This is a genomic window from Massilia sp. BGA-UO-ETr-WB1 (assembly GCF_059567845.1).
Genome location: NZ_JCAQOT010000025.1, coordinates 68,163 through 94,642, shown reverse-complemented (window position 1 = coordinate 94,642; position 26,480 = coordinate 68,163). Strand labels below are relative to the sequence as shown.

Genomic DNA, 26,480 nt, shown 5'->3' with positions numbered 1-26,480 from the left:
CAGCCTTGAACAATAATGCAAATGCGAATCGTTCTCATTTAATGGAGTGTCCAATATGCATGCAGAGAAATCCAGCCCGGTCCCGGCCGGCACCGCCATCCCCGCTCCGGTGCGCAGCCCCGCCGCGTCCGCCGTCCGCCGCCTGACCAGCGCCGGCCTGATGCAGGACCAGCGCGAAGTGGAAATTGAACACGGCAACAAAGTCTACCGCCTGCGCATCACCCAGCTCGGCAAGCTCATTCTTACTGCCTGAACCCGCGCCCGGGCGCCCAGCGACGCCGCCCTATATTTCCCCGCCAGCCATCCGCCCTGCGGTAGCCAGCCACCCTGACCTTGCGAGGAGTGCCTGATGGCTATCATCGACCGTACCGACCCTATCTTCCTGACCACCAACCAGAGCGGCCAGCGCCCGGAGCTGATGCTGTCTGCGGTGCTGCACCTGATGTCGCATTACACGGCCAACGCCGGCGAAAGCGGCGCCTGCCTGAAGCTGGCGTCCGTCATCGAACGCCACCTGAAGGCGCTGGCCAGCCTGCCGGAACTGGCGCCGGTGCTGAGCGCCACCTGCCAGCAGCTGTCCGAGCAGTGGGCCGGCGTGGTCGAGCGCTCCATGCCGGCGCGGGAAAAACACAACTTCCTGGAGCGGCTGATTGCCCGCTCGCGCTCCGGCGAACAGGCGGCGTGAGGCGGCGGCATGTGCGATAAACACCTGGCAAAACCGGACCCGGCCGCGCACACTTCGCGCCGGCGCCGCCTGTGGGAACTGGGCCATGCCTGCCACTGCCCGCTGGTGGGCGTGGGCATGCCGCTGGCCGCGCTGCGCAAGCTGGTGGGCAAAGTCACCGGCGGCACCGTGGTGGCCGACGACTACGAAGTGCACGTGGGCGTGGTCACCGAGTGCGGCGCCCGCAACCGCCTGTCCGAAGCGCTGCAAAAGGAACTGGAGCGGCGCTACGCCGGTGTGCTGCTGCGCTTCAAGAGCGCCAAGGACACCGAAGCGGTGGCCGCGCTGTGGCGCGCCGCCGTGGCCAACGGCGACGTGGCCGGCGCCTTCTGGGCCGGCCTGACGCACGCGCGCTGCACGCCGGAGCTGGAAGAACAGATGTGCCGCGACCTGCACATGGTGCAGCACCAGGCCGGCGCCTGCGCGCGGGCCGACATCACGCGCTTCCACGCGGTGCTGGAGGAAAACTCGCGCATGACGCGCGAACTGGCGCGGCTGCAGCAGCGCAACGCCGCCATGCAGCTGGAGCGCAATGCCGAACTGGACCGGCACGCCGGCCAGCTGATGCAGCTGCGCGCCCAGCTGGTGGGGCGCGACAGCATGGCCGACTCGCTGCGCCATGAACTGGAGCAGCTGCGCGCCTCCATCCCCGGCCTGGAAACGCGCGACCGCCTGGCGCAGCGCCTGAGCCAGGTCGACGAGCGCGAGCGCGCGCTGCGCAACCAGGTGGCGGAACTGAAGCAGAAACTGGCGCGGGCCCAGGGCGCGCTGGCGGCGCACGCCGCCCAGGCCAGCCATGCCGCGCAAGCCATGCAGGCCGCGCAGGCGGTGCCGGGCGGCCACGCCGCCGCCCAGCACGCGGCCGACAGCGCGGCGGCGGGCGCCGGCGCGCCCGGCCAGGGCGCCGCCGGCGTCACCGAGCACGTGGTGCGCATGCCGGAGCGGCTGGCCGACCGCAGCATCCTGTGCGTGGGCGGGCGCACCGGCAACGTGGCCACCTACCGCGCCCTGATCGAACGCGTGGGCGCGCAGTTCGCGCACCACGACGGCGGGCTGGAGGACAACGCCAACAAGCTCGAAGCCAGCCTGGCCGCCGCCGACCTGGTGATCTGCCAGACCGGCTGCATCAGCCACAGCGCCTACTGGCGCGTGAAAGACTTCTGCAAGCGCACCGGCAAGCGCTGCGTCTTCATCGACAACCCCAGCATTTCCAGCTTGGCGCGCGGGCTGGAGGAAGCCGACCTGGCATAAAAAAAACCCGCTGGCTTGCACCAGCGGGGTTTTTTACGGCTTCTTCATTAGAACGTGTAGTTAGAACGTGTAGTTGCCGGTCATGTAGAAGGTGCGGCCCATCGGGTCAGCATAGCGCGGGTCGAAACCAACCTGGTGGCCCGACGAAGCGCGCAGCGAGAACGGCGGGTTGCGGTCGGCGATGTTCTTGACGCCGGCGCGCAGGCCGACCTGCTTGCTCACCTGCCACTTACCCTGCCAATCGAACGTCAGGTACGAAGGCACTTCCAGACGGAATTTCTCCAGCTTGTTGGTCGCCACGTTGCGGCTTTCCGCTTCCGCGTCGGTGTAGCCGTTGCGGTAGTTAGCCGTCAGCGTGTTGGAGAACTTGCCGGTGTCCAGCGTGGTAGCCAGGCGGATAATGTGGCGGAACGCCACTTTATCGTTGGAACCGAAGTAGTTCATGTTCGAGGTCCACTCGTTCGACGTGCCCGCCTTGGTGTAATCGGACTTGATCAGGTAGGTGCCGTTCAGCACGCTGGTCAGGTTGCCGAACGCAAAGCGGTGGCGATAGGTCGTTTCCCAGTCCACGCCCTGGTTGTGGGTCTGGCCGATGTTGACCGACAGGGTTTTCTTGGCCCAGTAGGTCTGGTTGTTGCCCGGATCGACGAAGGTCGTGAACAGGTCGCGGAACTTGACCGGGTCGGTGAAGATTTGGTTCTCGCTCACACTGGACACCGCATCGCGCATTTTCACGTCCCACAGATCGGCCTGCACCGAGAACGACGAAGTCGGCTCGTAGCGGAAGCCCACCGTGAACTGCTTGGATTTCTCCGGCTTCAGGTTTTCGTTACCACCCGAAAGAACGTTGTACTGGCGCTTGCCCACCTGGCAGTAGTCGGCGTTTTCCGCCTTCAGGTTGGCCGGGCAGTCCCACGACGACGCCGTGAAGCCGGCCGCCACCAGCGGCTGGCCGATATCCAGCATGCTTGGCGCCTTGAAGCCGGTGCCGTAGGAGCCGCGTGCCAGGAAGGACGGGGTCGGCTGCCAGCGTGCCGACACCTTGTAGGTGCTGGACGATTCTTTCGAACCCATGTCGCGCTTGGCAAGGGCGTTCTTGACGGCGTTGAAGGTGTCGTAGCGGGCAGCGGCGGTCAGCTCGACGGTCTTGTGCACCGGCGCAGCCAGCTCGGCGAACACGCCGTAGTTGGCGCGTTCCAAGTCATAGGCTGGCGACGCGCTGAAGCCAAAGATATCCGAGCTGGTGGCGTGCGGGGTCTGCTCGTAGTGGTAGTTGCGGTAGTCGCCACCCAGTGCGATCTGCGCCGGACCACCCGGCAGTGCGAACAGCTCGCGCGAGGCGCGCGCGTCGATGCCTTTCAGCGTGGTCGAGGCGTCGCGGATCGAACCCTTGTACACCGAGTTCGCAATCAGCTGCTTGGTGGCGTCGGTCTGCTCGCCGATGCCCAGGAAGGGATTGAACAGGTTCTTCGACAGCATGTCGCGGAATTCCTTGTTCTTCACGTAACCGCCGACATAGCGCTCGTCGATCGCGTTCTGCGACCAGGTCAGGCCGGTGCCGAAGCTCCAGGCGCCCAGTTCGCCTTCCGCGCCCAGCACGAAATTCTTCGAATCGGTGATGGTCTGGCTGTCGCGGGTGCCCCAGTCGTAGGTACGGTAGCTGGCGGTCACCGCCTTGACGTCGGCGTCCTGCGCTGCCGTCATGTAAGGCTTGACGTAGGTGTTGTACAGCGGCGAGTTCTTGGCGATCGACACCGACGCGGTGTTCGGCGCGATGCGGGCGGTCAGGTCCAGGCGCGAATACGCCGCTTCGGCGAACACGGTCAGGTTGTCGGTGGCCTTGAAGGTGGCTTTACCGAAGAAGCTGTCGCGCTTGTTTTCCGGCACGATCTCGATAGTCTGCACGAAGTCGAAGCCGCAGTTCTGCACCAGTGCGGTGTTGCTCAGCGCCAGCTGGTTCATCGGCGCGCAAGTGCCGTTTTTCTTCTGGTACGGATTGAAGCCGATCGGCTGGCTGCCGGCCGCGTTGAAGGTGGCCGACACGTTGGCCGGGATGGCTGCCGGGCTGGTGCGGTCGTAGATGTAGTTGTTGCCTTTGTTGCTGAACGGAACATAAGCGGTGTCCGCGAAGTCGCGGTCCAGCGCTTTGACCTGCTTGCGCTCGTCGTGGCGGAACGAAGCCATCAGGTTGAAGCGATCTTTCTCCAGGTCGCCGAAGCCGTAGGTGGCGCTGATGTTCGACTGGGCTCCTGCGCTGCTCTCGCCCGGCTGGTTGTAGGTGGCTTCGATGGTGCCGCCCTGCAAGTTTTTCTTCAGGATGAAGTTGATCACGCCGGCGATTGCGTCCGAGCCGTACAGGGCCGAAGCGCCGTCGGTCAGGATTTCCACGCGCTCAACCGCGCTCATCGGAATGGCGTTCAGGTTGATGGTGCTGCCCGAACCTTGCGGCGCAACGCGGCGGCCATTTAGCAGCACCAGAGTGTAGTCCTCGCCGAGATCGTGAATCGAAGCGGAAACGCGGCCACCCGAGTTGGTGCCGGCTGCAATCGCGTCGATGGTGAAACCTTGCATCGAAGGCAATGCTTGGATCAGGTCGGCCACGGTGGTGGCGCCCGACTTGGCGATCTGCTCCTGCGACAGGCGCTGCACCGGCAGTGCGCCTTCCACGGCGATGCGCTTGATGGCCGAACCGGTAATCTCAACCTTCTGGATCTGCTCCTGAGCAACAGCACTGCCGCCCAGGGTCGCGGCACCCGCCATCACAGCAAATGCCAAACGTACCGAACGCACGCCAATTTTCTCTTTCAAAACCATGCACAACTCCTGTCATCGTGGATCAACGCAAGGAATACGTGCGAACACGTAATTTTTACAAAAAGTTAACCGCCTTGCCCTCGGAAGACCTGATTATGTAATGCAACGGTCATAAACGTCATGGCCAATCTGACAGCAATATTGCCAAAAGGTTACAAAAAACGTGAGAATTGGAGATAATTCAGAGCGAGCTCGGCCAAACAAAATTAAGTTCCGCCAATTCGACGAAGAAACGGCCAACTTGTCTTATTTCCACAACGTTGGCCGTGAAAGCCGTCAGTAGACGTCGCGCCGGTAGCGGCCTTGCGCCGCCAGCTGATCGAGCGCGGGACGGCCCAGCAGCGTTTCCAGCGCCTGGTCGACGCCGGCCGCCATGCCCTCCAGGCTGCCGCACACGTAGATCGCCGCGCCGTCTGCCAGCCAGGCGCGCAGCTGTTCGGCGCGGGCCGGCAGCAGGTCCTGCACGTAGCGCTGGGCGCCGCCGTCGCGCGACCAGGCCAGGTCCAGCCCGGGCAACTGGCCGGCCGCCTGCCAGACGGCAATTTCGTCGCGGTAGTGGAAATCGTGGGCGGCCTGGCGTTCGCCGAACAGCAGCCAGTTGCGCACCTGGCCGGACACGGCGCGCGCGCGCAGATGGCCGCGCAAGCCGGCGATGCCGCTGCCGTTGCCGATCAGGATCAATGGCCGGCCGGCGTTCGCCTCCAGGCGGAAGCGGCGGTGCTGGCGCAGCCGCAGCTGCACCGTGTCGCCCGGCTGGGCCTGCATGCACAGCCAGCCGGAGGCATGGCCGTGGCTGCCGTCGGCGTGCAGGTGCAGGCGCACCAGCAGGTGCACCCGGCCGTCGGACGGCACCGAAGCGATCGAGTACTCGCGCGCGCGGGACGGGTCGGACGGCGCCGCCACCTGCACCAGGTCGCCGGACTGCCACTCCGGCAAGCCGCCCTGCAGCGGCTCCAGTTCGATGTGGAAAATGGGCGCGCCGGCGCTGCCCTGGTTGAGCTGGCGCCGCGCGGCCAGGCGCCAGCCTTCGAAGGCCGGAGCGCTCCAGTCCGGCGCGTCGCTGGTGCCGGCCAGGTGGCTCAGCTGCTGGCGCCACGCGGCGAGGGCCGGCGCGGCGTTGCAGTTGACCTCGACGCGCTCGAACAGGCTGCTGGCGCCCTGCTCCTGCAGCCACTGGTCCAGCGCGCGGCCGAAGCCGCAATAGTTGATGTAGGACATGTCGCCCAGCGCCAGCACCGCGTAATGCAGCTGCGCCAGCGGCAGGCTGCGCGTCATGATGCGGCTGGCGAAGGCGGCCGCCGCGTCGGGCGCGTCACCCTCGCCGTAGGTGCTGACCAGGAACAGGATGCGTTCGGCGCCCGCCAGGTCGCGCTCCTTCAGGCCGGACAGTTCGCACAGGCGCGCCGGGATGCCCGCCAGGCGCAGCGTTTCCAGGGTCTGCCCGGCCAGCTCCTCGGCGTTGCCGGTCTGGCTGGCGTAGGCAACGATCCAGCCCGGCGCCAGCGCGGCCGCCGCGTCGCCGGCCGCGTGCGCCAGGCGCTTGCGGCGCTGGCGCAGCCACGGCGCCAGGCACACCAGGCCGTAGCTGATGAAACAGGCCGCCGTCAGGGCCAGGCGCAGGGGATCGTTGGTCAGTATCATTGCTTGTTCGTCTATTCGTCGTCCAGCATGCCGCGCATCGGGCTGCTGAGGTATTCGGTGTAGCCGTCGCGGCCGTCCGGACCGACACGCAGCACGAAGCGCGCCGCCAGGCCCTGCCGTTCGGCCAGCGCCAGGCCCTGCTCCGGCCCCAGCACGGTCAGCGCGGTGGACCAGGCGTCGGCCGCCATGCAGTGCGGGTGCACCACGGTGACCGAGGCCAGCCGGTTGCCGATCGGCGCGGCGCGGCGCGGGTCGATGGTATGGGCGAAGCGCGCGCCGCCGTGCAGGAAGTAGCGCCGGTAGTCGCCCGAGGTGGCCACGGACAGGCCGTGCAGCGCCAGCGCGATCTCACGCGGAATCGCGCCCGGCATGGCGGCGCTCGGCCCGGATGCCGGCCCGGATGCCGGCGTCCCGGCAGGCGGCTGCTCGAGCGCCACCCACCACGGCTGGCCGTCCGGCTTCACGCCCGCGCCGCGCAGCTCGCCGCCCACCTCCACCAGGAAGTGCTGCAAGCCATGCGCCATCAGGCAATGCGCCAGCCGGTCCACGCTGTACCCCTTGGCCACGGCCGACAAATCGAGCTGCACGCCGCCGGGCTGCCACGCCCGTCCGCCGCCGGTGCGCGGCGTGCCGGGCACCGCGTCCGCCGCCTCGGGCCGGGGCTCCAGCACCAGCTGTTGCCGCGCGCGCTCGGCGCGCAGTTCGGCGATGCGCGCCGCCGTGGGCGCTGCAAAACCGGGCTGGTCGTACCGTCCGCTGGGACCGAAGCCCCAGGCGTTGACGATGGCGCCGGCGCAGGGATCGTAGGCGCCGCCGGAGAGGCGCGCCACCTCCATGGCAAACGACAGCACATCGAAAAACGCCGGCGGCAACTGCAGCCAGCTGCCAGGGGCGGCGCGGTTGTAGCGGCCCAGGTCGGAGTCCGCCTCCCAGTGGCTCATTTCGGCCACCACGCTGTCGAGCTGCTGCTGCAGCGACGCCTGCAGTTGCGGCGGCGGCGCCACGTCCGCCACCAGCACAGTCCAGCTGGTGCCCATGCTCAGGCCGCCAAAGCGATGAATGGCGCTGCCCGCGGGCGGGGCCAGTTCGGAAATCTGGTGCGGTAAAAGGATGCGGCGCATAGAAAAAACGGCGGCCCGTAGCCGCCACATGGGACAAGACGGCCTGAGCCGCATTCGGGGTATGACGGGGACGCCGAGTCCCCGAATGCGGCTCAGGCCGGTTGGGTCTTACTACGCGACCTTATTGCGGCAGCACTTCCACGGTGGCGCCGTAGGTCGCGCGGCGCGCCGGCATTTGCGGCGGCTGGCCGGGGACCGGCGCGGCGGCGGCGGGCCAGCTGGAGGTCACCAGGTACATATTCGCTTCCGGCAGCGTGAAGGTGATTTCACCCTTGGCGTCGGTGGTGTGGCGCACTTCGCCCAGCGTGCCGCGGTATTTCACGCCGCCGGGAATCAGGCTGAAGGCCTGGTTGGCGGCAGGCTTGCCGTCCAGCAGGAAGCGCCAGGTGGCCTTCTCGCCCGCGCGCAGGTCGTTCGGGTGCGTCACCGGCACCAGTTCCAGGCCCACGCCGGTCGGCTTGAAGACCGCCGTGTCGGTCGAGTTGGCCGATACAAAGGTTTCCAGGCGGCTGGCGGTGCGGGTCAGCTTGACTTCCTGCGCGTCGGCAGGCACGTCCTTGGCCAGGGTTTCCTCGGTGCCGCGGAAACGCTTCATCTCGCCGTTCAGCTTGTAGCTGCCCGACACGTTCTGGCTCACCATGGCGATCTTGTAGGTGCCGGGCTTGCTCATTTTTACGTCGAAAGTGCTGCGCAGGCGGCCGGTGCTGGCGTTCTGCAGGTCCACCTTGGCGCCGTCCGGGCCGGTCACCACGATGGCGTCCAGCTTCAGCGGCACGTGGTCGATGTCGAACAGGCCTTCGGAGATGGCGGCGTCCACCGTCACCCACGGCTCTTTGGCGTCCACCAGCGAGGACGACGGCAGCAGCCATGGCTTGTGGGCGTAGGCGTTCAGGGCCAGGCCGGCCAGCGCGGCGGCCAGCAGCAATTTGGTAGGTTTCATTGAACTGTCTCGTGTTATTTGAGTTGAACGGCAACGGCGCCGACTTCTTCCTTGCCCTTGGCGCTGGCCACTTGCGCGGCCTTCAGCGGCCAGCTCAGCGGCACTTTCACCACTTCGCGGCCGCCCGCTTCGCGCGACACTTCCACCAGCAGGTTGTACTGGCCGGCCGGCAGTTTGTCCAGGCCGTCCTTCGAGAGCGGGAAGTTCAGCGTGTGTTCGCCCGGCGCCTTGGTCGCGCCGCTCACGCCGTCCATCGGCATGGCCAGGTCGCGGCCGCTCTTGCGCCACCACTGCCGCATGTCCTTGAGCCACTTGGTGCCGGCGTTGTCCTTCTTCTTGGTGTCGTACAGCACGGCCAGGTTGGCCACCACTTTCTGGTCCGCGTTTTCCAGCCACGCCGCGATGTACGGGCGGTGGTATTCAGCCACGTTCAGTTGCGGGATTTCCAGCTTGAGGGCCAGGTCGGCCGCCATGGCCTGGGCGCTGAGCAGGGGAATGGCGGCAGCGATGGAGTAGCGTAATTTCATGGGTTGCCTTCTTAATGGATGAACAGCAGTGCGATGACAAAAGGAATCAGGATGCCCAGCCCGACCATCGGCCAGGTGAACGGCCGGTTGGCGGCGTGGAATTTCAGGATCAGCAGGCCGGTGATGCAGAACACCAGGCAGGCGCCGGCGAAGATGTCGATGAACCAGTTCCACGCGGCGCCGGTGTTGCGGCCCTTGTGGACGTCGTTCAGCCAGGACACCCAGCCGCGGTCGGTGTTTTCGAATTCGGCGGCCCCGTCCTCCAGGCCGATGCGCACCCAGGCGTCGCCGCCGGCTTTCGGCAGCGGCAAGTAGACCTCGTCCACCGACCATTCCGCGCTGCGCCCTCCCGCCTTGACGGACCAGGTGTCGCGCAGCCAGCGTTCGGCCGCGTCGGGCAGCGGCGCTTTCTCGCCGTCGTGCGCCTCGGCGAACTTCTTCAGTTCGGCCGTCAGCGCGGCGGGCGCTTCGGCCTGCTTGCGCACCACGCTGGGCTTGGCTTCGATCTGCGACGCGTGGTTCAGGGTGATGCCGGTAATACTGAACAAAAACATGCCCAGCAAGCACAATGCGGAGCTGATCCAATGCCATTGGTGCAGGTTCTTCAGCCACAGGGCTCGGCCGGCATTGGAGGGTGCGCTCACTGTATGCTTTCTTGATAGGGACTTAAGAGACTGAGAATGATAATGATTATCATTTGCGGAGTCAATCTCGATGATAAAGTTGTTACATTAAGATATGTTCCTTTGCACAGCAGTTACATTCCACAAAAAAGAACTGCCTGGCTCCGGTGCACCGGTGCCAGGCAGGGCTAAGTATGTGGATCAGGGGTGTTCTTGAAGCGAAGTGCGACGCTTAACGGTTGCCGCCGGTCCCTCCGGAGCCGCCGCGCGAGCCGCTGCTGCTGCCCTCATTGCCGCCGCTGCTGCCGCCGCGCGAGCCGGAGCTGGCCGAGCTGCTTTGGCTGCTCTGGTCGTTCTTGTGGCTCATGCTGCCGGCGCGGCGCGCCTCTTCCGAAGTGAACTCGTGCGCCGTGCCTTTTTCATGCGCGGCACGGCCGCCCTCGGCGGCGATTTCACGCTGGCGCTGCGGGTCCATCGAAGCGAAGCCGCGGTTGCTGGTGTCGCCGCTTTGCTTGCTCGATTGCGAGCTGCTTTGCTTGCTGCTGCCCTGGTTGCTGGCCTGCGAGCCTTTGGTGTCCTGATCCTTGCCTTGATTGGATGAAGCCATGATATGTCTCCTTGAAATGGATAGGGAAACTCATGGTAGTGCAAGGTTTACAGGCCGCCCATAGGACGCATGCAGGACACCCTGTAGGAACAGTCCCGCATTTCGTGACTGAGTTTTTCTTACCTTCCAACGGTCAATTTTGCATGCGCCAGCACCACGTCGCCGGCTGCCAGGAACAAGCGCTCGCCTATGGCGGGCCGCACCGCGTGGCCGCCGGTAAAGGCGCCGAACGAAGGCAGGATGGCGCGCTGCCCACCTATCAGGAAACAAGGCAGGCGCAGCGCGTCGCCCCGCGCCGCCAGGTGGAACACCGGATGCACATGGCCTGCCAGCACGTAGCCTTGCGCGGCCGCCCCCGCCAAATCGGGATGGTGGCAGAACGCGAACGGCGCCAGCAAATACGGTTCGCAGGCCGGCTTGATGCCAAGCTGCGGCGGCGGATCGCCGGCGCGCAGGTCGTGGTTGCCGCGCACCAGCGTCAGCCGCAGCGCCGGCCGCTCCGCCTGCCAGCGGGCCCGCCACTGCGCCAGCGCGGCCAGCGTGGCGGGCGCATGCGCCGCCCTGGCATGCAGGAAGTCGCCCAGGAACACCAGGTGCTCCACGTCATGCGCGGCCAGCAGCAGGTCCAGCAGCGCCAGGTTTTCCGCCGTGGTGCCGCCCGGCACCGGCACGCCCAGCGCGCGGAACGAGGCCGCCTTGCCGAAGTGGATGTCGGCCACGGCCAGCAGGCGCATGCGCGGCCAGTACAGCGCCTTCTGCGGCAGCAGCAGCACCTGCTCGCCGGCCAGCTCGATGGTGCATGCGCCGCCCGCGCCGCCGCTCATGGCCCGGCCGCCTTTTCCAGTTCGCGCAGCATGCGCGCCACGCGGTCGGACAGCTTCTCGGTGGTAAGCTTTTCGCGGAAGCGCTCCACCATCAGCGCAAAGCCGAGCGGCGTAGCGCGTCCGATGGCGTGAAAGGACACGCTGCGCCGCTGCAGTTCCAGCAGGGTCTCGCGCAGCCGCTGCAGTTCCAGCTCCTGCTCCAGCACTTCGCGCTGCGCCTGCGTCAGCAGCAGGTTGCCCGCGTCGTGCTTGCGGAACACCTCGAAGAACAGCGACGAGGAGGCCTGCAACTGGCGCGCGCTTTTCGGCTGGCCGGGATAGCCCTGGAACACCAGCCCCGCGATGCGCGCGATTTCGCGGAAGCGGCGCTGCGACAGCTCGCTGGCGTTCAGGCTGGCCAGCACGTCTTCCAGCAGGCGCCCGGTGGCGAACAGCGGCGTATCCCTGCCCTCGGCGGCGCTGAACACGGCCTGCCAGTCGGGCGCGCCAGCGCCCTCCGGCGCCAGCAGTTCGAAGCCGTAGTCGTTGACGGCGATGGAGAACGTCGCCGGATGCAGCCGCGCCATGCGCCAGGCCAGCAGCGACGCCAGGCCGATGTGCACGGCGCGCCCGGCAAAGGGATAGATGAACAGGTGCCGCCCTTCGCGGCTCTGCATGCTCTCGACCACGGTGCGCTCCGGCGTGGGCAAGGCGGACCAGCGCTGCTGCACCTCGAGCAGCGGACGCACGGACTGCATCTCGGGGCCGTCGTAGCGGCCCAGCGTGGCGCGCCGCATCTGTTCCAGCACCGCGTGCGCCAGTTCGGACGACAGCGGCATCTTGCCGCCTTGCCAGCGCGGCACCGCGCCTTTGCCGCCGGCGGCGCGCTTGACGTAGGCCGTCATTTCGTGGATCCGCACGAACTCGAGGATGCGCCCGCCGAACAGGAAATGGTCGCCCTTGTGCAGCCGCGAGATGAACGATTCCTCCACCGTGCCGATCCGCCCGCCGCTCATGAACTTCACCTGGATGCTGGCTTCGGAGACGATGGTGCCGATGCCCATGCGGTGGCGGCGTGCGATGGCCGCATCCGGCACGCGGTACACGCCCTGATCGTCCTGCAGCACGCGGCGGTATTCGGGATACGCGGTGAGGCTCTGGCCGCCGCGCGCCACGAAATCCAGCGCCCATTGCCATTCTTCGTCCGTCAGCGCGCGGTAGGACCAGGCGCTGCGCACTTCCGCCAGCAGGTCCGCCGACCGGAAGCCGCCGCCCGCCGCCACGGTGACCAGGTGCTGCACCAGCACGTCGAGCGGCTTGTCCGGCGCGGCGCGCGATTCGATCTGGCGTTCCGCCACCGCCTGTTTGGCGCCCGCCGCTTCCAGCAGCTCCAGGCTGTGCGTGGGCACCAGGGTGACGCGCGAGGCGCGGCCCGGCGCGTGGCCGGAGCGCCCGGCGCGCTGCAGCAGGCGCGCCACGCCTTTGGCGCTGCCGATCTGCAGCACGCGTTCCACCGGCAGGAAGTCCACGCCCAGGTCCAGGCTGGAGGTGCACACCACGGCTTTCAGCGCGCCGCTCTTCAGGCCCTGCTCCACCCATTCCCGCACTTCCCGGTCCAGCGAACCGTGATGCAGCGCGATCAGGCCGGCCCAGTCGGGGCGGGCGTCCAGCAGGTTCTGGTACCACAGCTCGGACTGCGAGCGCGTGTTGGTGAACACCAGCGTGGTGGCGTGCCGCTCGATTTCGGCGATCACCGGCTGCAGCATCTGCAGGCCGAGGTGGCCAGCCCAGGGGAAGCGCGAAGGATGGTCGGGGATCAGGGTGTCGACGACGAGGTCTTTGCGGATATGGCCTTCGACGATGGCGCCTTTGCCGCCGCCCGCCCCGCCGCCCATCCCCTCTCCCAGCAGCACGTCCCTGGCGCGCTGCAGGTTGCCCAGGGTGGCGGACAGGCCCCACACCAGCAGGCCCGCATTCCATTGCCGCAGCCGCGCCAGCGCGAGCTGGGTCTGCACGCCGCGCTTGTTGCCCATCAGTTCATGCCATTCGTCGATCACCACCATGTCCAGCAGCGCGAACTGTTCGATCGCGTCCGGCTTGCTGAGCATGAGGGTCAGGCTTTCGGGCGTGGTGACCAGCGCGTCCGGCAGGCGCCTGGCTTGCCGGGCGCGCTGGCTGGAGGTGGTGTCGCCGGTGCGGGCGTCGATTTCCCAGCCGGGGGCCAGGTCGGCGGCGGACGATTGCAGCGCGCGCAGGGTGTCGGCGGCCAGGGCGCGCATGGGGGTGATCCACAGCACGCGCAGGCCGGCCTTGCGGCGCGCTTGCGGGCGTGCAGCCGCAGCCTTGGCGGCGCGCAGCAAGGCGGCGAACCAGACGGCATAGGTCTTGCCGGAGCCAGTGGTGGCGTGCAGCAGACCCGATTCGCCCGCCAGCGCGGCGCGCCACACCTCGCGCTGGAAGGGGAACACGCTCCAGCCGCGCCGCGCGAACCACGCGTCGACGTCGGCCGGGGCTGCGGCCACTGCGGCCACCGCTGCCGCAGCGGAGCGGCCGGACCAGGACGTAGGCCCTGGCGCTTCGGCGGCGTCGGGGACGCCGTCCGCAGCAGGCGGCGCGGTGGCAGGCGGCGCGAAGGCAGGCAGGGCGCGGCGGGGCGGCAGGCGCCGGGGGCGCGGGGCGTTCATGCGGGACCGCTGCCGCCGAGCAGGCCTTTGAGCGTTTCCAGCGTGTCGGCGTCGTCGATGGTCTTGTCGTCGCGGCGGCGCAGGATGCGCGGGAAGCGCACCGCGATGCCGGACTTGTGGCGCGGCGACAGCGCGATGCCTTCAAAGCCGATCTCGAACACCATGCTGGGCTTCACGCTGCGCACCGGACCGAATTTTTCTATGGTGGTGCGCCGGATCGCATTGTCCACCTGCGCGATCTCCGCGTCCGTCAGGCCCGAATACGCCTTGGCGAACGGCACCAGCTGCCGCTCGCCGTCCGCGCCGCCCTCGCCGTCCCACACGGCGAAGGTGTAGTCCGTGTACAGCGAGGCGCGGCGCCCATGGCCAGCCTGCGCGTAGATCAGCACCGCGTCCACCGAATACGGATCGATCTTCCATTTCCACCACGTGCCCATGTCCTTGGTGCGCCCCACGCCGTACTGCGCCGCCGCAGCTTTGAGCATCAGCCCTTCCACGCCGCGCGCGCGCGACTCGGCGCGCACCTGCGCCAGTGCGTCCCAGCTGGCCGCCTGTACCAGCGGCGACAGGCGCAGCTGCGGCAAGTCCAGCCGCGCCACCAGCTGCTCCAGCCGCGCGCGCCGCGCGCGCTGCGGCAGGCCGCGCAGGTCGGCGCCGTCCAGTTCCAGCAGGTCGTACGCCACCAGCACCGCCGGCAGCTCGCCCTGCAGCTTGGCCGACACGCTCTTGCGCGTGATGCGCTTCTGCAGCTCGGCGAACGGCGCCGGCGAGAGGGTTTCGACGCCGCCGCGCCAGATCAGGATCTCGCCGTCGATCACCGTGCCTTCCGGCAGGCGCAGCGCCGCCAGTTCGGGGAAGCGGTCCGTGATCAGGTCCTCGCCGCGCGACCACAACCAGTTCTTTCCCTCCCTGCTCACCAGTTGCGCGCGCATGCCGTCGTACTTCCATTCCACCTGCCAGTCCTCCAGCGCGCCGAGCGACTCGGGCGCGGCCAGCAGCTGGTGCGCAAGGAAGAAAGGATAGGGCTGGCCGCCGCGCTGCGCGTGCTCGTCGGCCGACTGCGCGCTCACCAGCTGCAGAAAGCCTTGCGCGGTGGGGCTGACGCGGCCATCGGTCCAGCCCATCAGCCGCTGCGCCACCAGCTTGCTGTCCACCGATGCGATGGCGCTCAGCGCGCGCGTCACCAGCAGGCGCGAGACGCCGACGCGGAAGCCGCCGCCTATCAGCTTGGTCAGCAGGAAACGCTCGCGCGTTTCCAGTTCGTCCCAGTAGCCGAACAGCGCCGCGCGGATGGCCTCCGGCGCGGCGCCGCGCAGCGGTGCGATGCGCTGCTCCACCCATTCGGCCAGGCCCACGTCGCTGCGCCGGCGCGGCGCCGGCAAAATGTGGGCAATGGTTTCCGCCAGGTCCCCCACCGCGTGGTAGCACTCGTCGAACAGCCACTCGTCCAGCCCCGCGAACTCGGTGGCGTACTGCCGCAGCAGCTTGACCGGCACCGCCTGGCGCGGCTTGCCTCCGGCCAGGAAGTACACCGCCCACGCTGCGTTCTCCGGCGCCGCGCTGCCGAAGTAGGCTTGCAGCGCCTCCAGCTTGCGGCCGGTGGCGGTGGTCTCGTCCAGTTCGGCGTACAGGCGGGCGAATTCACGCATGCGGCGCCTCCGCAACTTGCGCTACTTGCGCACCCGCCGCCGCTTCGGCGTCTTCCGCCTCGTCGTCGCCGTATTCGGTATCGAAGCCGCTGGCGTCCAGCCCGTTCTGGCACAGCCAGCGCACCATCACGGGAATCGAGCCGTGCGTGACGATGACGCGCTGCGCGCCGGTGGCCTTGATGGCGGACATCAGCCCCGGCCAGTCCGCGTGGTCCGACAGCACGAAGCCCCGGTCCACGCCGCGCCGGCGGCGCGCGCCGCGCAGCAGCATCCAGCCGCTGGCGAAGGCGTCGCTGTAGTCGCCGAAGCGCTTGATCCACGGCGAGCCGGCGGCCGACGGCGGCGCCAGCACGATGGCGCGCCGGATGTCGGCCTTGGCCACCTCCGTCACCATGCGCGTTTCCGGCAGCGCCACGCCGGCCTCGCGGTAGACCCGGTTCAGCGGCTCCACCGCGCCGTGGCAGATGATGGCGCCGATGGACGGATCGAGCCCGCTCAGCATGCGCTGCGCCTTGCCGAAGGAATAGCCCAGCAGCACGCTGGCCCTGCCCTGCTCCGCGTTGCGCGCCCACCAGGCGTTGATGTCGGCGTAGACTTCCTCCTGCGGCTGCCAGCGGTAGATCGGCAGGCCGAAGGTGGACTCGGTGATGAAGGTGTCGCAGCGCACCGGCTCGAACGGCGCGCAAGTGGCGTCCGCCTCCACCTTGTAGTCGCCGGAAGCCACCCACACTTCGCCGCGGTGCTCCATGCGCACCTGCGCCGAGCCGAGCACGTGCCCGGCCGGATGCAGCGAGATGTGCACGCCGTTGTGCACCACCCGGATGCCGTATTCCAGGCCCTGGATGTTGATGTCGCCCAGGCGCGCCTTGAGGATGTTCACGCCGGGCGCTGCGGCCAGGTAGTGGCCGTGCCCGACGCGGGCATGGTCGGAATGCGCGTGCGTGATGACGGCCCTGGCCACCGGCCTCCAGGGGTCGATGTAGAACTCGCCGGGAACGCAATACAACCCTTCCTTGCGCACTATCACCATATCGGACATCGCGGACACTCCATGACGGAATGGCGTCATTGTAGCGAGGCTTTCAGCGGCTTTTCTGTCCGCTTCCTCACATAGGCGGCATCGCCAGCCTAAGCAGGCTCAACAAATTCCGCCATGAAGGTCTTGGTGGTGTTCTCAGGAAATTCGATGGTAACCTGGTCGCCCGCCACGCACAGCACGGTGCCGACGTCGAACTTGGGCACCCGGACGCGGGTGCCGACGGCAAACGGCGCCAGCCCGGCGGCAGGCTCCGCCGTGGCGGCGAACTCCTCGCCGGGTTCCAGCTCAACCTGCGGCGGCGCCAGGCAGTTGTCGCAGCAGCCGCAGTGCTCGAAGCCGGGCGCCGCGTCGCCGAAATAGTCGAGCAGCAGCTTCCAGCGGCAATAGCCGCTTTGCGCGTAGCCCACCATCAGCTCCAGCGCCTCGCGGTCGCGCTGCTGCTTCTCGGTCTGCTGGTGGCTCTTGACGAGGAAGAACTGCTGCAGGCGCTTGTCGTCCTGGAAGTACAGCAGCGTGCAGTCGGCCGCCTCGCCGTCGCGCCCCGCGCGGCCGGACTCCTGGTAGTAGGCTTCCAGGCTGGCCGGCACCTGCAGGTGCAGCACGAAGCGCACGTCGGCCTTGTCGATGCCCATGCCGAAGGCGTTGGTGGCCACCATCACGCGCCGCTCGCCTTGCATGAACAGCTCCTGGCCGTCCCTGCGCTGCTGGGCCGGCAGCCGGCCGTGGTACAGCGCCACGCTCTCGCCGGCCTGGTCCAGCAGCGCATGCAGTTCCTCGGCCGCCTTCACGGTGGCGGTGTAGACGATGCCGCAGCCGCGCGCGCGCTGCACCAGCGCCAGCGCCTGCTCCAGCTTCTCGTCCGGGTTGGTGATCTGCAGCACGCTGTAGCGCAGGTTGGGCCGGTAGATGCCGGTGTTGATGACGTTCAAGTCCTTCACGCCCAGCTGCCCGGCCAGGTCGTCCACCACTTCGCTGGTGGCGGTGGCCGTCAGCGCCAGCACCGGCGGCCGGCCCAGCGCCTTTACCGCCGCGCCGATCTCGAGATAGGCCGGGCGGAAATCATGGCCCCACTGCGACACGCAATGCGCCTCGTCGATGACGATCAGGTCGATGTCGGTGGCTTGCAGCAGCGCGCGGAACTCCGGCGTGGCCAGGCGCTCCGGCGTGCAGAACACGATGTCGCTGCTGCGCGCGCGGATGCTGGCCAGCGCTTCCAGCTCCTCTTCGCGCGGCAGGCTGCTGTTCACCTGCGCGGCGCGGATGCCGATCTCCTCCAGCTTGTCGAGCTGGTCCTGCATCAGCGAAATGAGCGGCGACACTACCACCGTGGTGCCGGGCAGGATGGACGCGGGTATCTGGTAGCACAGCGACTTGCCGCTGCCGGTGGGCATGACGGCCAGGGTGTTGCGGCCCTCCAGCACGCTGTCGATGACTTCGCGCTGGCCCGGCCGCAACTGCTCCACCCCAAACACGCGGCGCAGCAGGCGGCCGATCAGCCGCGTGCGCGCCGCAGCGGCCTGCTTTGCGCGCTTCTTTTGCGCAGCGGTCTTGCTGCTGGTAACCATAGGCACCGCCTCTCTGTCGATACCAGCACTGTACGCGCCGGACGAGGCGGGCGCCATAGGAGGACGCCTACCTTGCCCGTAGGAGGACGGCGAGCACGCTACGAATTATCGAGGGCGGCCTTCAGTTCCAGCAGATCGTAGGGCTTGCGCAGCACGCTGGCCGGGAACTCCAGCTGCTCCAGCGACTCCTTGCCGTAGCCGGTGGAGAAGATGATGCGGGTCTGGCGGCCGGCCGCCAGCATGCGGCGCGCCAGGTCGATGCCGGAGATGCCGGGCAGGCTGATGTCGGTGAACAGCAGGTCGAACTGCTGCGCCTGCATCAGCTCCCAGGCGCGCTCGCCGTCGCACACGCCGCTGACGGTGTGGCCCAGCATGCCGATCAGCTCGCACACCATCTGCTGCGAATCGAGATTGTCCTCCACCACCAGGATGCGCAGCGAGCTGTTGCGCGCGATGGCCGGCAGCGGCGGCAGCAGGTCGCTGGCGTGCTCCTGCTTGTGCTGGCGCGCCAGCCTTTCCTGGCTGCGGTTGTTGAACACGTGGCGCAGCTTGCGCGCCAGTTCGTCGCGCCGGTAGGGCTTGCTCAGCAGCTCCAGCCCGGCGTCCAGGCGGCCGCCGTGCACGATGGCGTTCTGCGGATAGCCGGAGGTGAACAGCACCGCGATGTCGGGCTGGATGCCGCGCGCGGCCAGCGCCAGCTCCGGGCTGCGCAGGGCGCCCGGCATCACCACGTCGGTAAACAGCAGGTCGACCGGCTCGCGCTCCAGCACCGCCAGCGCCTGCTCGCCGTTCTCGGCCTGCAGCACGCGGTAGCCCAGGCCGCCCAGCATGTCCAGCACCACCGCGCGCACGCCGGGGTCGTCCTCCACCACCAGCACGGTTTCGTCGCCGCCCACGGCCGGGCCGCTCAGGCCGGGCAATTCCTGGGTCTCGTCGGTGAGCGAGCGCGGCAGGTAAATCTTGACGCTGGTGCCCTCGCCCGGCTCGCTGTAGATCTTGATGTGGCCACGGCTCTGCTTGACGAAGCCGTAGGCCATCGACAGGCCCAGGCCGGTGCCCTCGCCTTCCGGCTTGGTGGTGAAGAAGGGTTCGAAAGCGCGCCGCAGCACTTCCGGCGGCATGCCGCAGCCGGTGTCGGTGACCGACAGCATCACGTATTGGCCGGACGGCACGTCCAGCAGGTTGTTCACGTAGTACTCGTCCAGCATGGCGTTGCCGACCTCGATGGTGAGCTTGCCGCCGCCGCGCATGGCGTCGCGCGCGTTGATGGCCAGGTTCAGCACCACGTTCTCGATCTGGCCCGGGTCCACCAGCGTGTTCCACAGGCCGCTGCCGATCACCGTGGCCACTTCCACCGTCTCGCCCAGGGTGCGGCGCAGCAGTTCGTCCATATTGCCGACCAGGCGGCCCAGGTTGGACACCACCGGCTGCAGCGGCTGGCGCCGCGCGAAGGCCAGCAGCTGCGACGACAGCTTGGCGCCGCGCTCGACCGCCGCGATCGCCATGGCCAGGCGCTTGCGGGCGTTGTTGCTGCCCTCGCCGCCACCGGCATCCTCGGGCAGGTCTTGCTGCAGCAGGTGCAGATTGCCGTAGATAATCTGCAGCACGTTGTTGAAGTCGTGCGCCACGCCGCCGGTCAGCTGGCCCACCGCTTCCATTTTCTGCGACTGGCGCAGCGCTTCCTCGGCCTTGTCGCGCTCGGCGATTTCGCGGCCCACGCGCTGCTCCAGCGTGTCGTTCAGGTCGCGCAGCGCCACTTCGATGCGGCGCCGCTCGCTGATGTCGGTCTTGACGGCGATCAGCGCCAGCGGCTGGCCGGCCTCGTCGTCCAGCCGGCTCATGCTGCTGGAAATCCAGACCCAGTCGCCGTCCGGCTTCACGTAGCGCTTTTCCAGGGTGAACGGCACGCCGTCGGCCAGCAGGCGCGCCACGCGGGCGCGGTTCTCGGCCATGTCGTGCGGGTGGATGATGTCGTCCATATGCAGGCCCAGCATCTCCTCCTCGCTACGCCCCAGCATCAGGCACAGCGCGCCGTTGACGCGCCGGAAACGCCCGCTCAGGTCCAGCTCGGACAGGCCCACCGAAGCCTGGCCAAAGATCGCCGCCAGGCGGTCCTGGCTGGCGCGCAGCGCCTGCTCCATCTGCTTGCGCGAGGTAATGTCGAACGTCACGCCCACGTAGCGGCGCTGCTCGGGCGTGTTGCCCTCCACGACCTCGCCTTGCCGCGCCAGCCAGCGCAGCTCGCCCGTGTCCGGGCGGCGCACGCGGTATTCAGTGTAGGACAGCGGGTTGGGCTGGGCCATGCGCTCGGTCCCCACCCCGGCGCGGTCGCGCCCGTCGACCAGGCTGACCAGGTATTCGGCCGTCACCGCCTGCTCATCGGCCAAGCCCCACAGGCGGCGGAAAGTGGCCGAGACGATCATCTCGCCGCTGGCCGGGAACCACTCGAAGCTGCCGATGCCGCCGGCCTCCTGCGCCATGCGCAGGCGCTCTTCGGTGGCGGCGCTGGCGGCCTTGTCGCGCTCGAGCTGCAGCCGCTGCTGCACCTGGGCCGTCACGTCGCTGACGGTGCACAGCACACCGCCCACTTCACCGCAGCTGTCGCGCACCGGCGTGTAGTACATGTCGAACCAGACCTGTTCGGGCGCGCCATTGCGCAGCAAGGTCATCGGCTGCTCACGCACGCTGCGCACCTCGCCGCGAAAGCCGGCCGCCAGGATCTGGCGGTTCCAGTCCCAGATCTCGGGCCAGGAAGCGGGCACGGTAGCGCCCAGGATGGCCGGATGGCGCGCGCCGGCGATGACGGCGTAGGCATCGTTGTAGATCATCACGTGCTCCGGTCCCCACATCAGCACCATGGCAACCGGCGTGTTGAGCAGGATGTCGACCGTGGTGCGCAAGGCCGGCGTCCAGCCGGCCATGGGGCCGAGGGCGGTGGCGCTCCAGTCGAGATCGCGCACCAGCTGGCCGGTGGCGCCACCGCCGTGCGGCTGATAGCTGTGCGGCTGCTGGCCTGGGAACTGGTAGCTGGGCGAATTCATGCGGACTGCGGCTCCTGCGAATAGTGCGGCGGCTGAGGCTGGCGGGGCATGGTCACGGTGAATACCGTGCCCTGCGCTGCGTCTGACTGTACCGCAATGTCGCCGCCGTGGGCGCGCGCAAACATGCGCGCCGTGTACAAGCCCAGGCCCAGGCCCTGGCCGGTCTTGCGGCTGTCGCCACCCTGCTGGTAGGGCTCGAACAGGCAGCCCAGCTGCGGCGCCGGGATCACGCCCCGGCTCGCCACGCTGACGGCCACCTGCCCGCCGGCCGCGCCGTCGATCACCACCTGCACGCGCTGCCCGGCCTCGCCGTGCAGCAGCGCGTTGCCCAGCAGATTGGACAGGATTTGCGACACCATGCCGGCGTCGCACTGGCCGCCGGCGTCGCCGCTGGCGCTGATGTCGATACGGGGCGCCGGCTCGGCGGCATCGAATTCGTCGGCGATGGCGCGGCACAGCTCGGCGTAGTCGGCGGCGGCCAGGCGCAGGGGCATGCCGCCGGAGCGGATGCGCGCCAGGTCGAGCAGCTGGTCCACCATGTGGGCCATGCGCCGCGCGCTGCTCTGGATGCGCTGCGCCGTGACCGCCACCTTCGGATGGTCCGTCATCATCGGCAGCAGCATGGCGCCGTTCATCACCACCGACAGCGGGGTGCGCAGGTCGTGGCCCAGCACGGCGGTGAACATTTCGTTCAGGTGCAGCGCGCGCTGCAGTTCCTGCAGCTGCGCCGACAGCTGCTGCTTCTGCTGGTACAGCTCGACAAACACCTTGACCTTGCTGACCAGGGCCTGGCTGTCGATGGGCTTGAACATGAAATCGACGGCGCCCGCCTCGTAGCCCCGGAAGCTGTAGCTCGGTTCGCGTGTGGCGGCGGTCAGGAAGATCAGCGGGATGCTGCGGGTGCGCTCGCTGCCGCGTATCAGCTCGGCCAGCTCGAAACCGTCCATGTTCGGCATCTGCACGTCGATCAGCGCCAGCGCCACCTCGTGGACCAGCAGTAATTCCAGCGCCTCGGCGCCGGAGCCCGCCTTGAGCAGGCGCAGGCCCGGCCCGGCCAGCAAGGCCTCGACTGCCGCCAGGTTTTGCTGGATGTCATCCACGACAAGAATATTGATAGCGGCAGTCACAACGGCATTCGGTGGGTGGTGAAGTTTATTCCATATTACCAATTTTTCTAATGCCGCCGCGCATGGTTGGGCAAACATGGCGGCAGCGGCGTAAGATACTGTCCTCAGCCATTCTTTTCCGCACCATTATGACTTTTACCATTAGCGACGCCGCCTACGGCACCGACACGCCGGAAGCCAAGCGCGCCATGTACGCCGACCTGCGTTCCCAGCTGCAAGGCCTGCTGGCCGGCGAAACCGATGTCATCGCCAACACGGCCAACTTCAGTTCGCTGGTCTTCAATACCATGCCGGGGCTGAACTGGGCCGGCTTCTATTTCCTCAAGGGCGACGAACTGGTGCTGGGGCCGTTCCAGGGCAAGCCGGCCTGTATCCGCATCAAGAAGGGGCGCGGCGTGTGCGGCACCACCGTGGAAAAAGGGGAAGCCATCGTGGTGGCGGACGTACACGCCTTCCCTGGCCACATTGCCTGCGATGTCAATTCGCGTTCCGAGCTGGTGGTGCCGGTGTTCGCGCAAGGCGCCATCTTCGGCGTGTTCGACCTCGACAGCCCGCTGCCAAACCGCTTCGACGAAGTCGATTCGGAAGGCATCCAGTCCCTGGTGCGCCTGCTGGAAGCCACCCTGCCCGCCTGATTCCGCCGGACTTCCCCTGCCACGCTGCCAACGTGGTTTTTGGAGGTGCCAGCATGCTTAATTCTCAACAAGATTCTCAACAAATGACGCCCACCGCGCCGGCATGCACATGCTGAAAATCGATTTCCAGCCCGAACGCCGAACGCGCAGCTGGAGCAGAAGCTTCAGGGGAGCAGCGGCGCAAGATTGCCTTCATCCTGGACGATAGCCCTAGTTTGCGGCGGGAATTGCAAAATGACATAGACCGCGCTTACCGTGCCGCCGTCTACGAGGCGGTGAAGCAAACCGGCCTGCCCGAGTCAACACTCCCGGTAGACTGTCCCTACTCGTCAGACCAGATCCTGCACGGCGAAGCTTGGGCTTAAACCAGCAGCGCCGCGCTCATCGAGCGCGCTTCTTCGGCGGACTCGAGCAGGATCTCGTCGATTTGCGTGTTGCCGTTCAGGTAGGCGTCCACCGCCGCCGTGCGCGCCAGCACGGTGTCGTCTGCCAGCGGGATCGGCGAGCGCAGCGGCGCCAGGCGCTTGGCCAGCAGCAGCGTGTCGCGCAGTCCGCTTGGCGGGATGGAGATCGCGCCGCCGCGCAGCGAACCGATCGCCACCGCCACCGGCTCGGGCACCATCAGCTTGGACAGCAGTTCGCGCGTGACAATCTCGTGCAGCGCGCCGATGCGCGCGTCCGGGTCATCCAGCAAGCCCGGCATGTCGTCCGCGCGCGACAGCAGGTAAAAGCCGCCCACTTCGTGCATGATGCCGGCGAACAGCGCCGTGTCCGGATCCACCCGCGTCAGGTGCCGCGCCAGCAAGTGCGACAGCGACGCCACGTGCGCGCAATGTTTCCACAGCTGGTCCGCCTGGAAACGCAGCTGCGGGTTGCGGATGCGCGCGCCGAACTGGCGCACCACCATGGCCGCCGCCAGCGAATACAGGTTGCGATAGCCGACTCGCACCACCGCGCCGCGCGCACTGGTGACCACCGGTCCGCCCAGGCGGCTGAACACCGCCGAATTGGCCAGCGCCACCGCGCGCGCCGCCAGCACCGGCTCGGCCAGCACTTTGCGGATCGCATCCTCCACGTGGCAATCCGGGTCGGCCAGCGCCTGCTGCAGCTGCAGGGCGGCGTTCACGCTGGTGGGGAACACCAGCTGGCCGCGCCGCGCTTCGGCAACGATCTGGGCGTAGTCTCTCAGTTTTTCCATGAATAAAATTATACAGGCGTGCCAGCCCTGCAAGCGCGCATTGCGCAATTGCGCGTGCGCTATTTCTTTATCCTATGAGAAAACTGCCGCCTGCTCCGCTCAGCGCTTGACGGCGGCCAGGATCACGTCGGCAACCTGCTTCGGCTGCGACACCATCGGCACGTGGCTGGTTTGCACGGTGGTGGTGACGGCGTTGATCTTCTTGGCGAAGTCGCGCTGCAGGCCCGGATCGATCATGCGGTCCTTGCCGGCCACGATGTAGTAGTTGGGCTTATTCTTCCACGCGGCCACGGTCACCGGTTCGGCGAAATTCTTGGCCGGGAACAGGCCCTGGGTGGCGGCCAGCACGCGGGTGGTGGCTGCCGGCAGATCCTGGGCGAAGTTGGTGGCATAGGATTCCACCGGCAGGCTGACGAAACCGGCCGGACCTTCCTGCAGGGTCGGCACACCGGCCGGGGTCGGGTAATTCTTGCCGCTGGAACCGAGCGACTCGCCTTCCGACAGCGCGAACGCGGCCACGTAGACCAGCGCCTTGACCTTGTCGCTGGTGCCGGCTTGCGTGATCACGGCGCCGCCCCAGGAGTGGCCCACCAGCACCACTTTGCCGGTTTGCGCGTCGATCACGCGCTGCGCGGCCACCACGTCGTCCGCCAGCGAGGACAGCGGGTTCTGCACCGACACTACTTTTACGCCCTTGGCTTGCAGCAGCGGGATCACTTTGTCCCAGCTGGAGCCGTCGGCGAAGGCGCCGTGCACCAGCACGACGGTGGTGTCGTCCGCCGCTTTTTCAGCGCGGGCAGGCGCGGCAGCGAAAGCGGCCAGAACAGCGGAAGCCAGCAGAGCGGATTTGATCGTGGTTTTCATGTGAATCTCCAAGTTAAGTTGCACATTAATATTTAGCGTACTATGTTTTTATGGCTGTGTGCCTGTGTCCGGCGCTGCCATGGAATGAACTATAGCGCACAATTCATTAGCGTGCAAATTATTTTTAACGCATGTCCGTTTGACCAAACGCACGCCTTTGCACCCCGGCCGGGCGTAGACTGCTATCGTGCAGTGAAGGAGGTGCATCATGCTTGATTTCAAAGACGAGGCAACCGCGTCCCCAGACTATGAAGAAGACTTCGTCGTCTGGCTGGATGCACAGGCGGAGTTCTTGCGCGCAGGCCGGCTTGAACTCCTGGACCGTGAAAACCTGATCGATGAGCTCACAGCCATGGCCAATCATCACCGCCGTAAAGTGCAGAGCAGGATGGAGGTCGTGTTGGCCCACTTGCTCAAGTGCCAGTTCCAGCCCGATCACAAGACACGCAGCTGGCAATTAACCTTGCTTGAGCAACGGCACAAAATCAAAGGCCTGATTGCCAGCAGCCCCAGCCTGCGGCATGTGGTGACAGACAAAATGGAACATTGCTACCAGTTTGCGCGGCGCATGGCGGCCACCGAAACCAGCCTGCCTCTCGCGCAGTTTCCCCAGCAGTCCCCCTACACTGTCGAACAAATGCTGGACGAAGACTTTCTGCCCTAACCGGCATCCTGGTCGGCATCCAGCAGCGTGTACTCCACGCAGCCGTCCTGCCGGCAGAAACTGACCAGCTTCAAGCCGGCCTGCTCGGCGATGTCGATGGCCAGCGAGCTGGGCGCCGAGATCGTCGCCAGCATCGGAATGCCCATGCGCGCCGCCTTGCGCGCCAGCTCGTAGCTGGCGCGGCTGGACATGAAGACGAAGCCGTCCCGCATGTCCTGCCCCTGCAGGGCCAGCGCGCCGACCAGTTTATCGAGCGCGTTGTGGCGCCCCACGTCCTCGTAGACGCGCGCGATGGCGCCATCCGGCGCGCACCAGGCGGCCGCGTGCACGCCGCCGGTGGCGCGCATCAATTCCTGGTGCTGCCCCAGCTCGCGCGCAGCCCGCGCCACGGCCGGCGCGACATCGCGCCCCTTCCATGGCGCCGCCACCTGCTCCGGCGCCAGGTCCAGCATGGACAGGCTTTCGATGCCGCACACGCCGCAGCCGCTGCGTCCCGCCATGGCGCGGCGCTTTTCCTTCATCTGCATGAAGCGCTGCTGCGCCACCGCCAGCGCCACCTCATAGCCCGCGCCATGCCGCCGCACTTCGATCTCGTAAATGTCCGAGCGCGCCGCCACCACGCCCTCGGTCAGTACGAAGCCGGCGGCGAATTCCTCCAGATCGGTCGGCGTGGCCATCATCACCGCGTGCGAAATGCCGTTGATCGCCAACGCCACCGGCGCCTCCTGCGCCACGCAGTCCATGCCCGGGCCGCCACCGGTGCGGCGGCGCAGCACGGGCCGCAACTGAAAGCCTGCGTCCGGCGTCTCGGTTTCGCTCTCATGCATGGTGGGGCTCCTCGGTGTGTGCGGCAGGCGCGGGATCATGCCCCCATGGTAGCGCCGCGGCCCGGACAAGGGAAGCACAGTCGTTTGCTAACCGGACAAGTACAGTTATGATGCGGCATGCACCCGCGTGCATCCC

General features: G+C 67.4%; 23 protein-coding genes. 6 read left to right on the top strand and 17 right to left on the bottom strand.

Annotated features, from left to right (window positions below; translation table 11 throughout):
- Positions 1-55 precede the first annotated feature (55 nt).
- From hemP to AC56DV_RS18560, 3 genes are all read left to right on the top strand, one after another.
- Positions 56-253, top strand: a complete 198-nt coding sequence (gene hemP, locus AC56DV_RS18570; protein ID WP_496315727.1) for a hemin uptake protein HemP — start codon at positions 56-58, stop codon at positions 251-253.
- A 96-nt stretch (positions 254-349) separates the two neighbouring features.
- A complete protein-coding gene (locus tag AC56DV_RS18565) occupies positions 350-685 on the top strand; it encodes a hypothetical protein (protein WP_496315726.1) in 336 nt (111 codons plus the stop codon).
- Between the two features lie 9 nt (positions 686-694).
- Positions 695-1,975 carry a DUF2325 domain-containing protein gene (locus tag AC56DV_RS18560; RefSeq protein WP_496315725.1) on the top strand — a complete coding sequence of 427 codons (1,281 nt, stop codon included), beginning with the start codon at positions 695-697 and terminating at the stop codon, positions 1,973-1,975.
- Positions 1,976-2,035: 60 nt separating this feature from the next.
- Here AC56DV_RS18560 and AC56DV_RS18555 read toward each other — a convergent pair whose 3' ends face one another.
- From AC56DV_RS18555 to AC56DV_RS18490, 14 genes are all read right to left on the bottom strand, one after another.
- Positions 2,036-4,789, bottom strand: coding sequence for a TonB-dependent receptor (locus AC56DV_RS18555; RefSeq protein WP_496315724.1), 2,754 nt, complete (start codon positions 4,787-4,789; stop codon positions 2,036-2,038).
- Between the two features lie 276 nt (positions 4,790-5,065).
- Complete coding sequence (locus AC56DV_RS18550; RefSeq protein ID WP_496315723.1) at positions 5,066-6,430, bottom strand: sulfite reductase subunit alpha; 1,365 nt, start codon at positions 6,428-6,430, stop codon at positions 5,066-5,068.
- An 11-nt stretch (positions 6,431-6,441) separates the two neighbouring features.
- Entirely contained in the window at positions 6,442-7,551 is a 1,110-nt protein-coding gene (locus AC56DV_RS18545; RefSeq protein WP_496315722.1) for an FAD:protein FMN transferase, read from the bottom strand.
- A gap of 121 nt (positions 7,552-7,672) precedes the next feature.
- Complete coding sequence (locus AC56DV_RS18540; RefSeq protein ID WP_496315721.1) at positions 7,673-8,491, bottom strand: DUF4198 domain-containing protein; 819 nt, start codon at positions 8,489-8,491, stop codon at positions 7,673-7,675.
- A gap of 14 nt (positions 8,492-8,505) precedes the next feature.
- Complete coding sequence (locus tag AC56DV_RS18535) at positions 8,506-9,018, bottom strand: DUF2271 domain-containing protein (protein WP_496315720.1); 513 nt, start codon at positions 9,016-9,018, stop codon at positions 8,506-8,508.
- 11 nt (positions 9,019-9,029) lie between these two features.
- The gene (locus AC56DV_RS18530) at positions 9,030-9,662 is read right to left on the bottom strand and encodes a PepSY-associated TM helix domain-containing protein (protein ID WP_496315719.1); all 633 of its coding nucleotides are present in this window, start codon (positions 9,660-9,662) and stop codon (positions 9,030-9,032) included.
- Between the two features lie 211 nt (positions 9,663-9,873).
- On the bottom strand, positions 9,874-10,248 hold the full coding sequence (locus AC56DV_RS18525) for a KGG domain-containing protein (RefSeq protein ID WP_496315718.1): 375 nt from the start codon (positions 10,246-10,248) through the stop codon (positions 9,874-9,876).
- Positions 10,249-10,367: 119 nt separating this feature from the next.
- Positions 10,368-11,072 (bottom strand): ligase-associated DNA damage response endonuclease PdeM, encoded by a 705-nt coding sequence (gene pdeM, locus AC56DV_RS18520; protein ID WP_496315717.1) that lies wholly within the window; start codon positions 11,070-11,072, stop codon positions 10,368-10,370.
- Positions 11,069-13,735, bottom strand: coding sequence for a ligase-associated DNA damage response DEXH box helicase (locus AC56DV_RS18515; RefSeq protein ID WP_496315716.1), 2,667 nt, complete (start codon positions 13,733-13,735; stop codon positions 11,069-11,071). The genes pdeM and AC56DV_RS18515 overlap by 4 nt, the downstream gene beginning before the upstream one ends.
- Positions 13,732-15,384 (bottom strand): ATP-dependent DNA ligase, encoded by a 1,653-nt coding sequence (locus AC56DV_RS18510; protein WP_496315715.1) that lies wholly within the window; start codon positions 15,382-15,384, stop codon positions 13,732-13,734. The genes AC56DV_RS18515 and AC56DV_RS18510 overlap by 4 nt, the downstream gene beginning before the upstream one ends.
- Positions 15,377-16,423 carry a ligase-associated DNA damage response exonuclease gene (locus tag AC56DV_RS18505; RefSeq protein ID WP_496315714.1) on the bottom strand — a complete coding sequence of 349 codons (1,047 nt, stop codon included), beginning with the start codon at positions 16,421-16,423 and terminating at the stop codon, positions 15,377-15,379. The genes AC56DV_RS18510 and AC56DV_RS18505 overlap by 8 nt, the downstream gene beginning before the upstream one ends.
- Positions 16,424-16,512: 89 nt before the next feature.
- Positions 16,513-17,988 carry a RecQ family ATP-dependent DNA helicase gene (locus tag AC56DV_RS18500; RefSeq protein ID WP_496315713.1) on the bottom strand — a complete coding sequence of 492 codons (1,476 nt, stop codon included), beginning with the start codon at positions 17,986-17,988 and terminating at the stop codon, positions 16,513-16,515.
- 98 nt (positions 17,989-18,086) lie between these two features.
- Entirely contained in the window at positions 18,087-21,029 is a 2,943-nt protein-coding gene (locus AC56DV_RS18495; protein WP_496315712.1) for a hybrid sensor histidine kinase/response regulator, read from the bottom strand.
- Positions 21,026-22,156, bottom strand: coding sequence for a hybrid sensor histidine kinase/response regulator (locus AC56DV_RS18490; protein ID WP_496315711.1), 1,131 nt, complete (start codon positions 22,154-22,156; stop codon positions 21,026-21,028). The genes AC56DV_RS18495 and AC56DV_RS18490 overlap by 4 nt, the downstream gene beginning before the upstream one ends.
- Positions 22,157-22,284: 128 nt before the next feature.
- On the opposite strand from AC56DV_RS18490, the gene AC56DV_RS18485 reads away from it, so the two are divergent.
- Entirely contained in the window at positions 22,285-22,791 is a 507-nt protein-coding gene (locus AC56DV_RS18485) for a GAF domain-containing protein (protein ID WP_496315710.1), read from the top strand.
- Positions 22,792-22,913: 122 nt separating this feature from the next.
- Positions 22,914-23,156 (top strand): DUF29 family protein, encoded by a 243-nt coding sequence (locus AC56DV_RS18480; RefSeq protein ID WP_496316421.1) that lies wholly within the window; start codon positions 22,914-22,916, stop codon positions 23,154-23,156.
- On the opposite strand, the gene AC56DV_RS18475 is transcribed toward AC56DV_RS18480, so the two are convergent.
- Positions 23,153-23,989, bottom strand: a complete 837-nt coding sequence (locus AC56DV_RS18475; RefSeq protein WP_496315709.1) for an HDOD domain-containing protein — start codon at positions 23,987-23,989, stop codon at positions 23,153-23,155. The two genes, AC56DV_RS18480 and AC56DV_RS18475, sit on opposite strands and share 4 nt — an antisense overlap.
- A gap of 99 nt (positions 23,990-24,088) precedes the next feature.
- The gene (locus AC56DV_RS18470) at positions 24,089-24,853 is read right to left on the bottom strand and encodes an alpha/beta fold hydrolase (protein WP_496315708.1); all 765 of its coding nucleotides are present in this window, start codon (positions 24,851-24,853) and stop codon (positions 24,089-24,091) included.
- Between the two features lie 208 nt (positions 24,854-25,061).
- Here AC56DV_RS18470 and AC56DV_RS18465 point away from each other — a divergent pair, with 208 nt between their 5' ends.
- Entirely contained in the window at positions 25,062-25,517 is a 456-nt protein-coding gene (locus tag AC56DV_RS18465; RefSeq protein WP_496315707.1) for a DUF29 domain-containing protein, read from the top strand.
- Here AC56DV_RS18465 and fdhD read toward each other — a convergent pair.
- Positions 25,514-26,344, bottom strand: a complete 831-nt coding sequence (gene fdhD, locus AC56DV_RS18460) for a formate dehydrogenase accessory sulfurtransferase FdhD (protein WP_496315706.1) — start codon at positions 26,342-26,344, stop codon at positions 25,514-25,516. The genes AC56DV_RS18465 and fdhD overlap by 4 nt on opposite strands.
- Between the last annotated feature and the right edge of the window lie 136 nt (positions 26,345-26,480).

Bases quoted from the DNA above. Each gene is read 5' to 3' on its own strand.
- AC56DV_RS18565 (WP_496315726.1), top strand. From the start codon at position 350: ATGGCTATCATCGACCGTACCGACCCTATCTTCCTGACCACCAACCAG.
- AC56DV_RS18500 (WP_496315713.1), bottom strand. From the start codon at position 17,988: ATGGTTACCAGCAGCAAGACCGCTGCGCAAAAGAAGCGCGCAAAGCAG.
- AC56DV_RS18515 (WP_496315716.1), bottom strand. From the start codon at position 13,735: ATGAACGCCCCGCGCCCCCGGCGCCTGCCGCCCCGCCGCGCCCTGCCT.
- pdeM (WP_496315717.1), bottom strand. From the start codon at position 11,072: ATGAGCGGCGGCGCGGGCGGCGCATGCACCATCGAGCTGGCCGGCGAG.
- AC56DV_RS18510 (WP_496315715.1), bottom strand. From the start codon at position 15,384: ATGCGTGAATTCGCCCGCCTGTACGCCGAACTGGACGAGACCACCGCC.
- AC56DV_RS18525 (WP_496315718.1), bottom strand. From the start codon at position 10,248: ATGGCTTCATCCAATCAAGGCAAGGATCAGGACACCAAAGGCTCGCAG.
- AC56DV_RS18495 (WP_496315712.1), bottom strand. From the start codon at position 21,029: ATGAATTCGCCCAGCTACCAGTTCCCAGGCCAGCAGCCGCACAGCTAT.
- AC56DV_RS18505 (WP_496315714.1), bottom strand. From the start codon at position 16,423: ATGTCCGATATGGTGATAGTGCGCAAGGAAGGGTTGTATTGCGTTCCC.
- AC56DV_RS18470 (WP_496315708.1), bottom strand. From the start codon at position 24,853: ATGAAAACCACGATCAAATCCGCTCTGCTGGCTTCCGCTGTTCTGGCC.
- AC56DV_RS18545 (WP_496315722.1), bottom strand. From the start codon at position 7,551: ATGCGCCGCATCCTTTTACCGCACCAGATTTCCGAACTGGCCCCGCCC.
- fdhD (WP_496315706.1), bottom strand. From the start codon at position 26,344: ATGCATGAGAGCGAAACCGAGACGCCGGACGCAGGCTTTCAGTTGCGG.
- AC56DV_RS18550 (WP_496315723.1), bottom strand. From the start codon at position 6,430: ATGATACTGACCAACGATCCCCTGCGCCTGGCCCTGACGGCGGCCTGT.
- AC56DV_RS18560 (WP_496315725.1), top strand. From the start codon at position 695: ATGTGCGATAAACACCTGGCAAAACCGGACCCGGCCGCGCACACTTCG.
- AC56DV_RS18485 (WP_496315710.1), top strand. From the start codon at position 22,285: ATGACTTTTACCATTAGCGACGCCGCCTACGGCACCGACACGCCGGAA.
- hemP (WP_496315727.1), top strand. From the start codon at position 56: ATGCATGCAGAGAAATCCAGCCCGGTCCCGGCCGGCACCGCCATCCCC.
- AC56DV_RS18555 (WP_496315724.1), bottom strand. From the start codon at position 4,789: ATGGTTTTGAAAGAGAAAATTGGCGTGCGTTCGGTACGTTTGGCATTT.
- AC56DV_RS18535 (WP_496315720.1), bottom strand. From the start codon at position 9,018: ATGAAATTACGCTACTCCATCGCTGCCGCCATTCCCCTGCTCAGCGCC.
- AC56DV_RS18540 (WP_496315721.1), bottom strand. From the start codon at position 8,491: ATGAAACCTACCAAATTGCTGCTGGCCGCCGCGCTGGCCGGCCTGGCC.
- AC56DV_RS18475 (WP_496315709.1), bottom strand. From the start codon at position 23,989: ATGGAAAAACTGAGAGACTACGCCCAGATCGTTGCCGAAGCGCGGCGC.
- AC56DV_RS18465 (WP_496315707.1), top strand. From the start codon at position 25,062: ATGCTTGATTTCAAAGACGAGGCAACCGCGTCCCCAGACTATGAAGAA.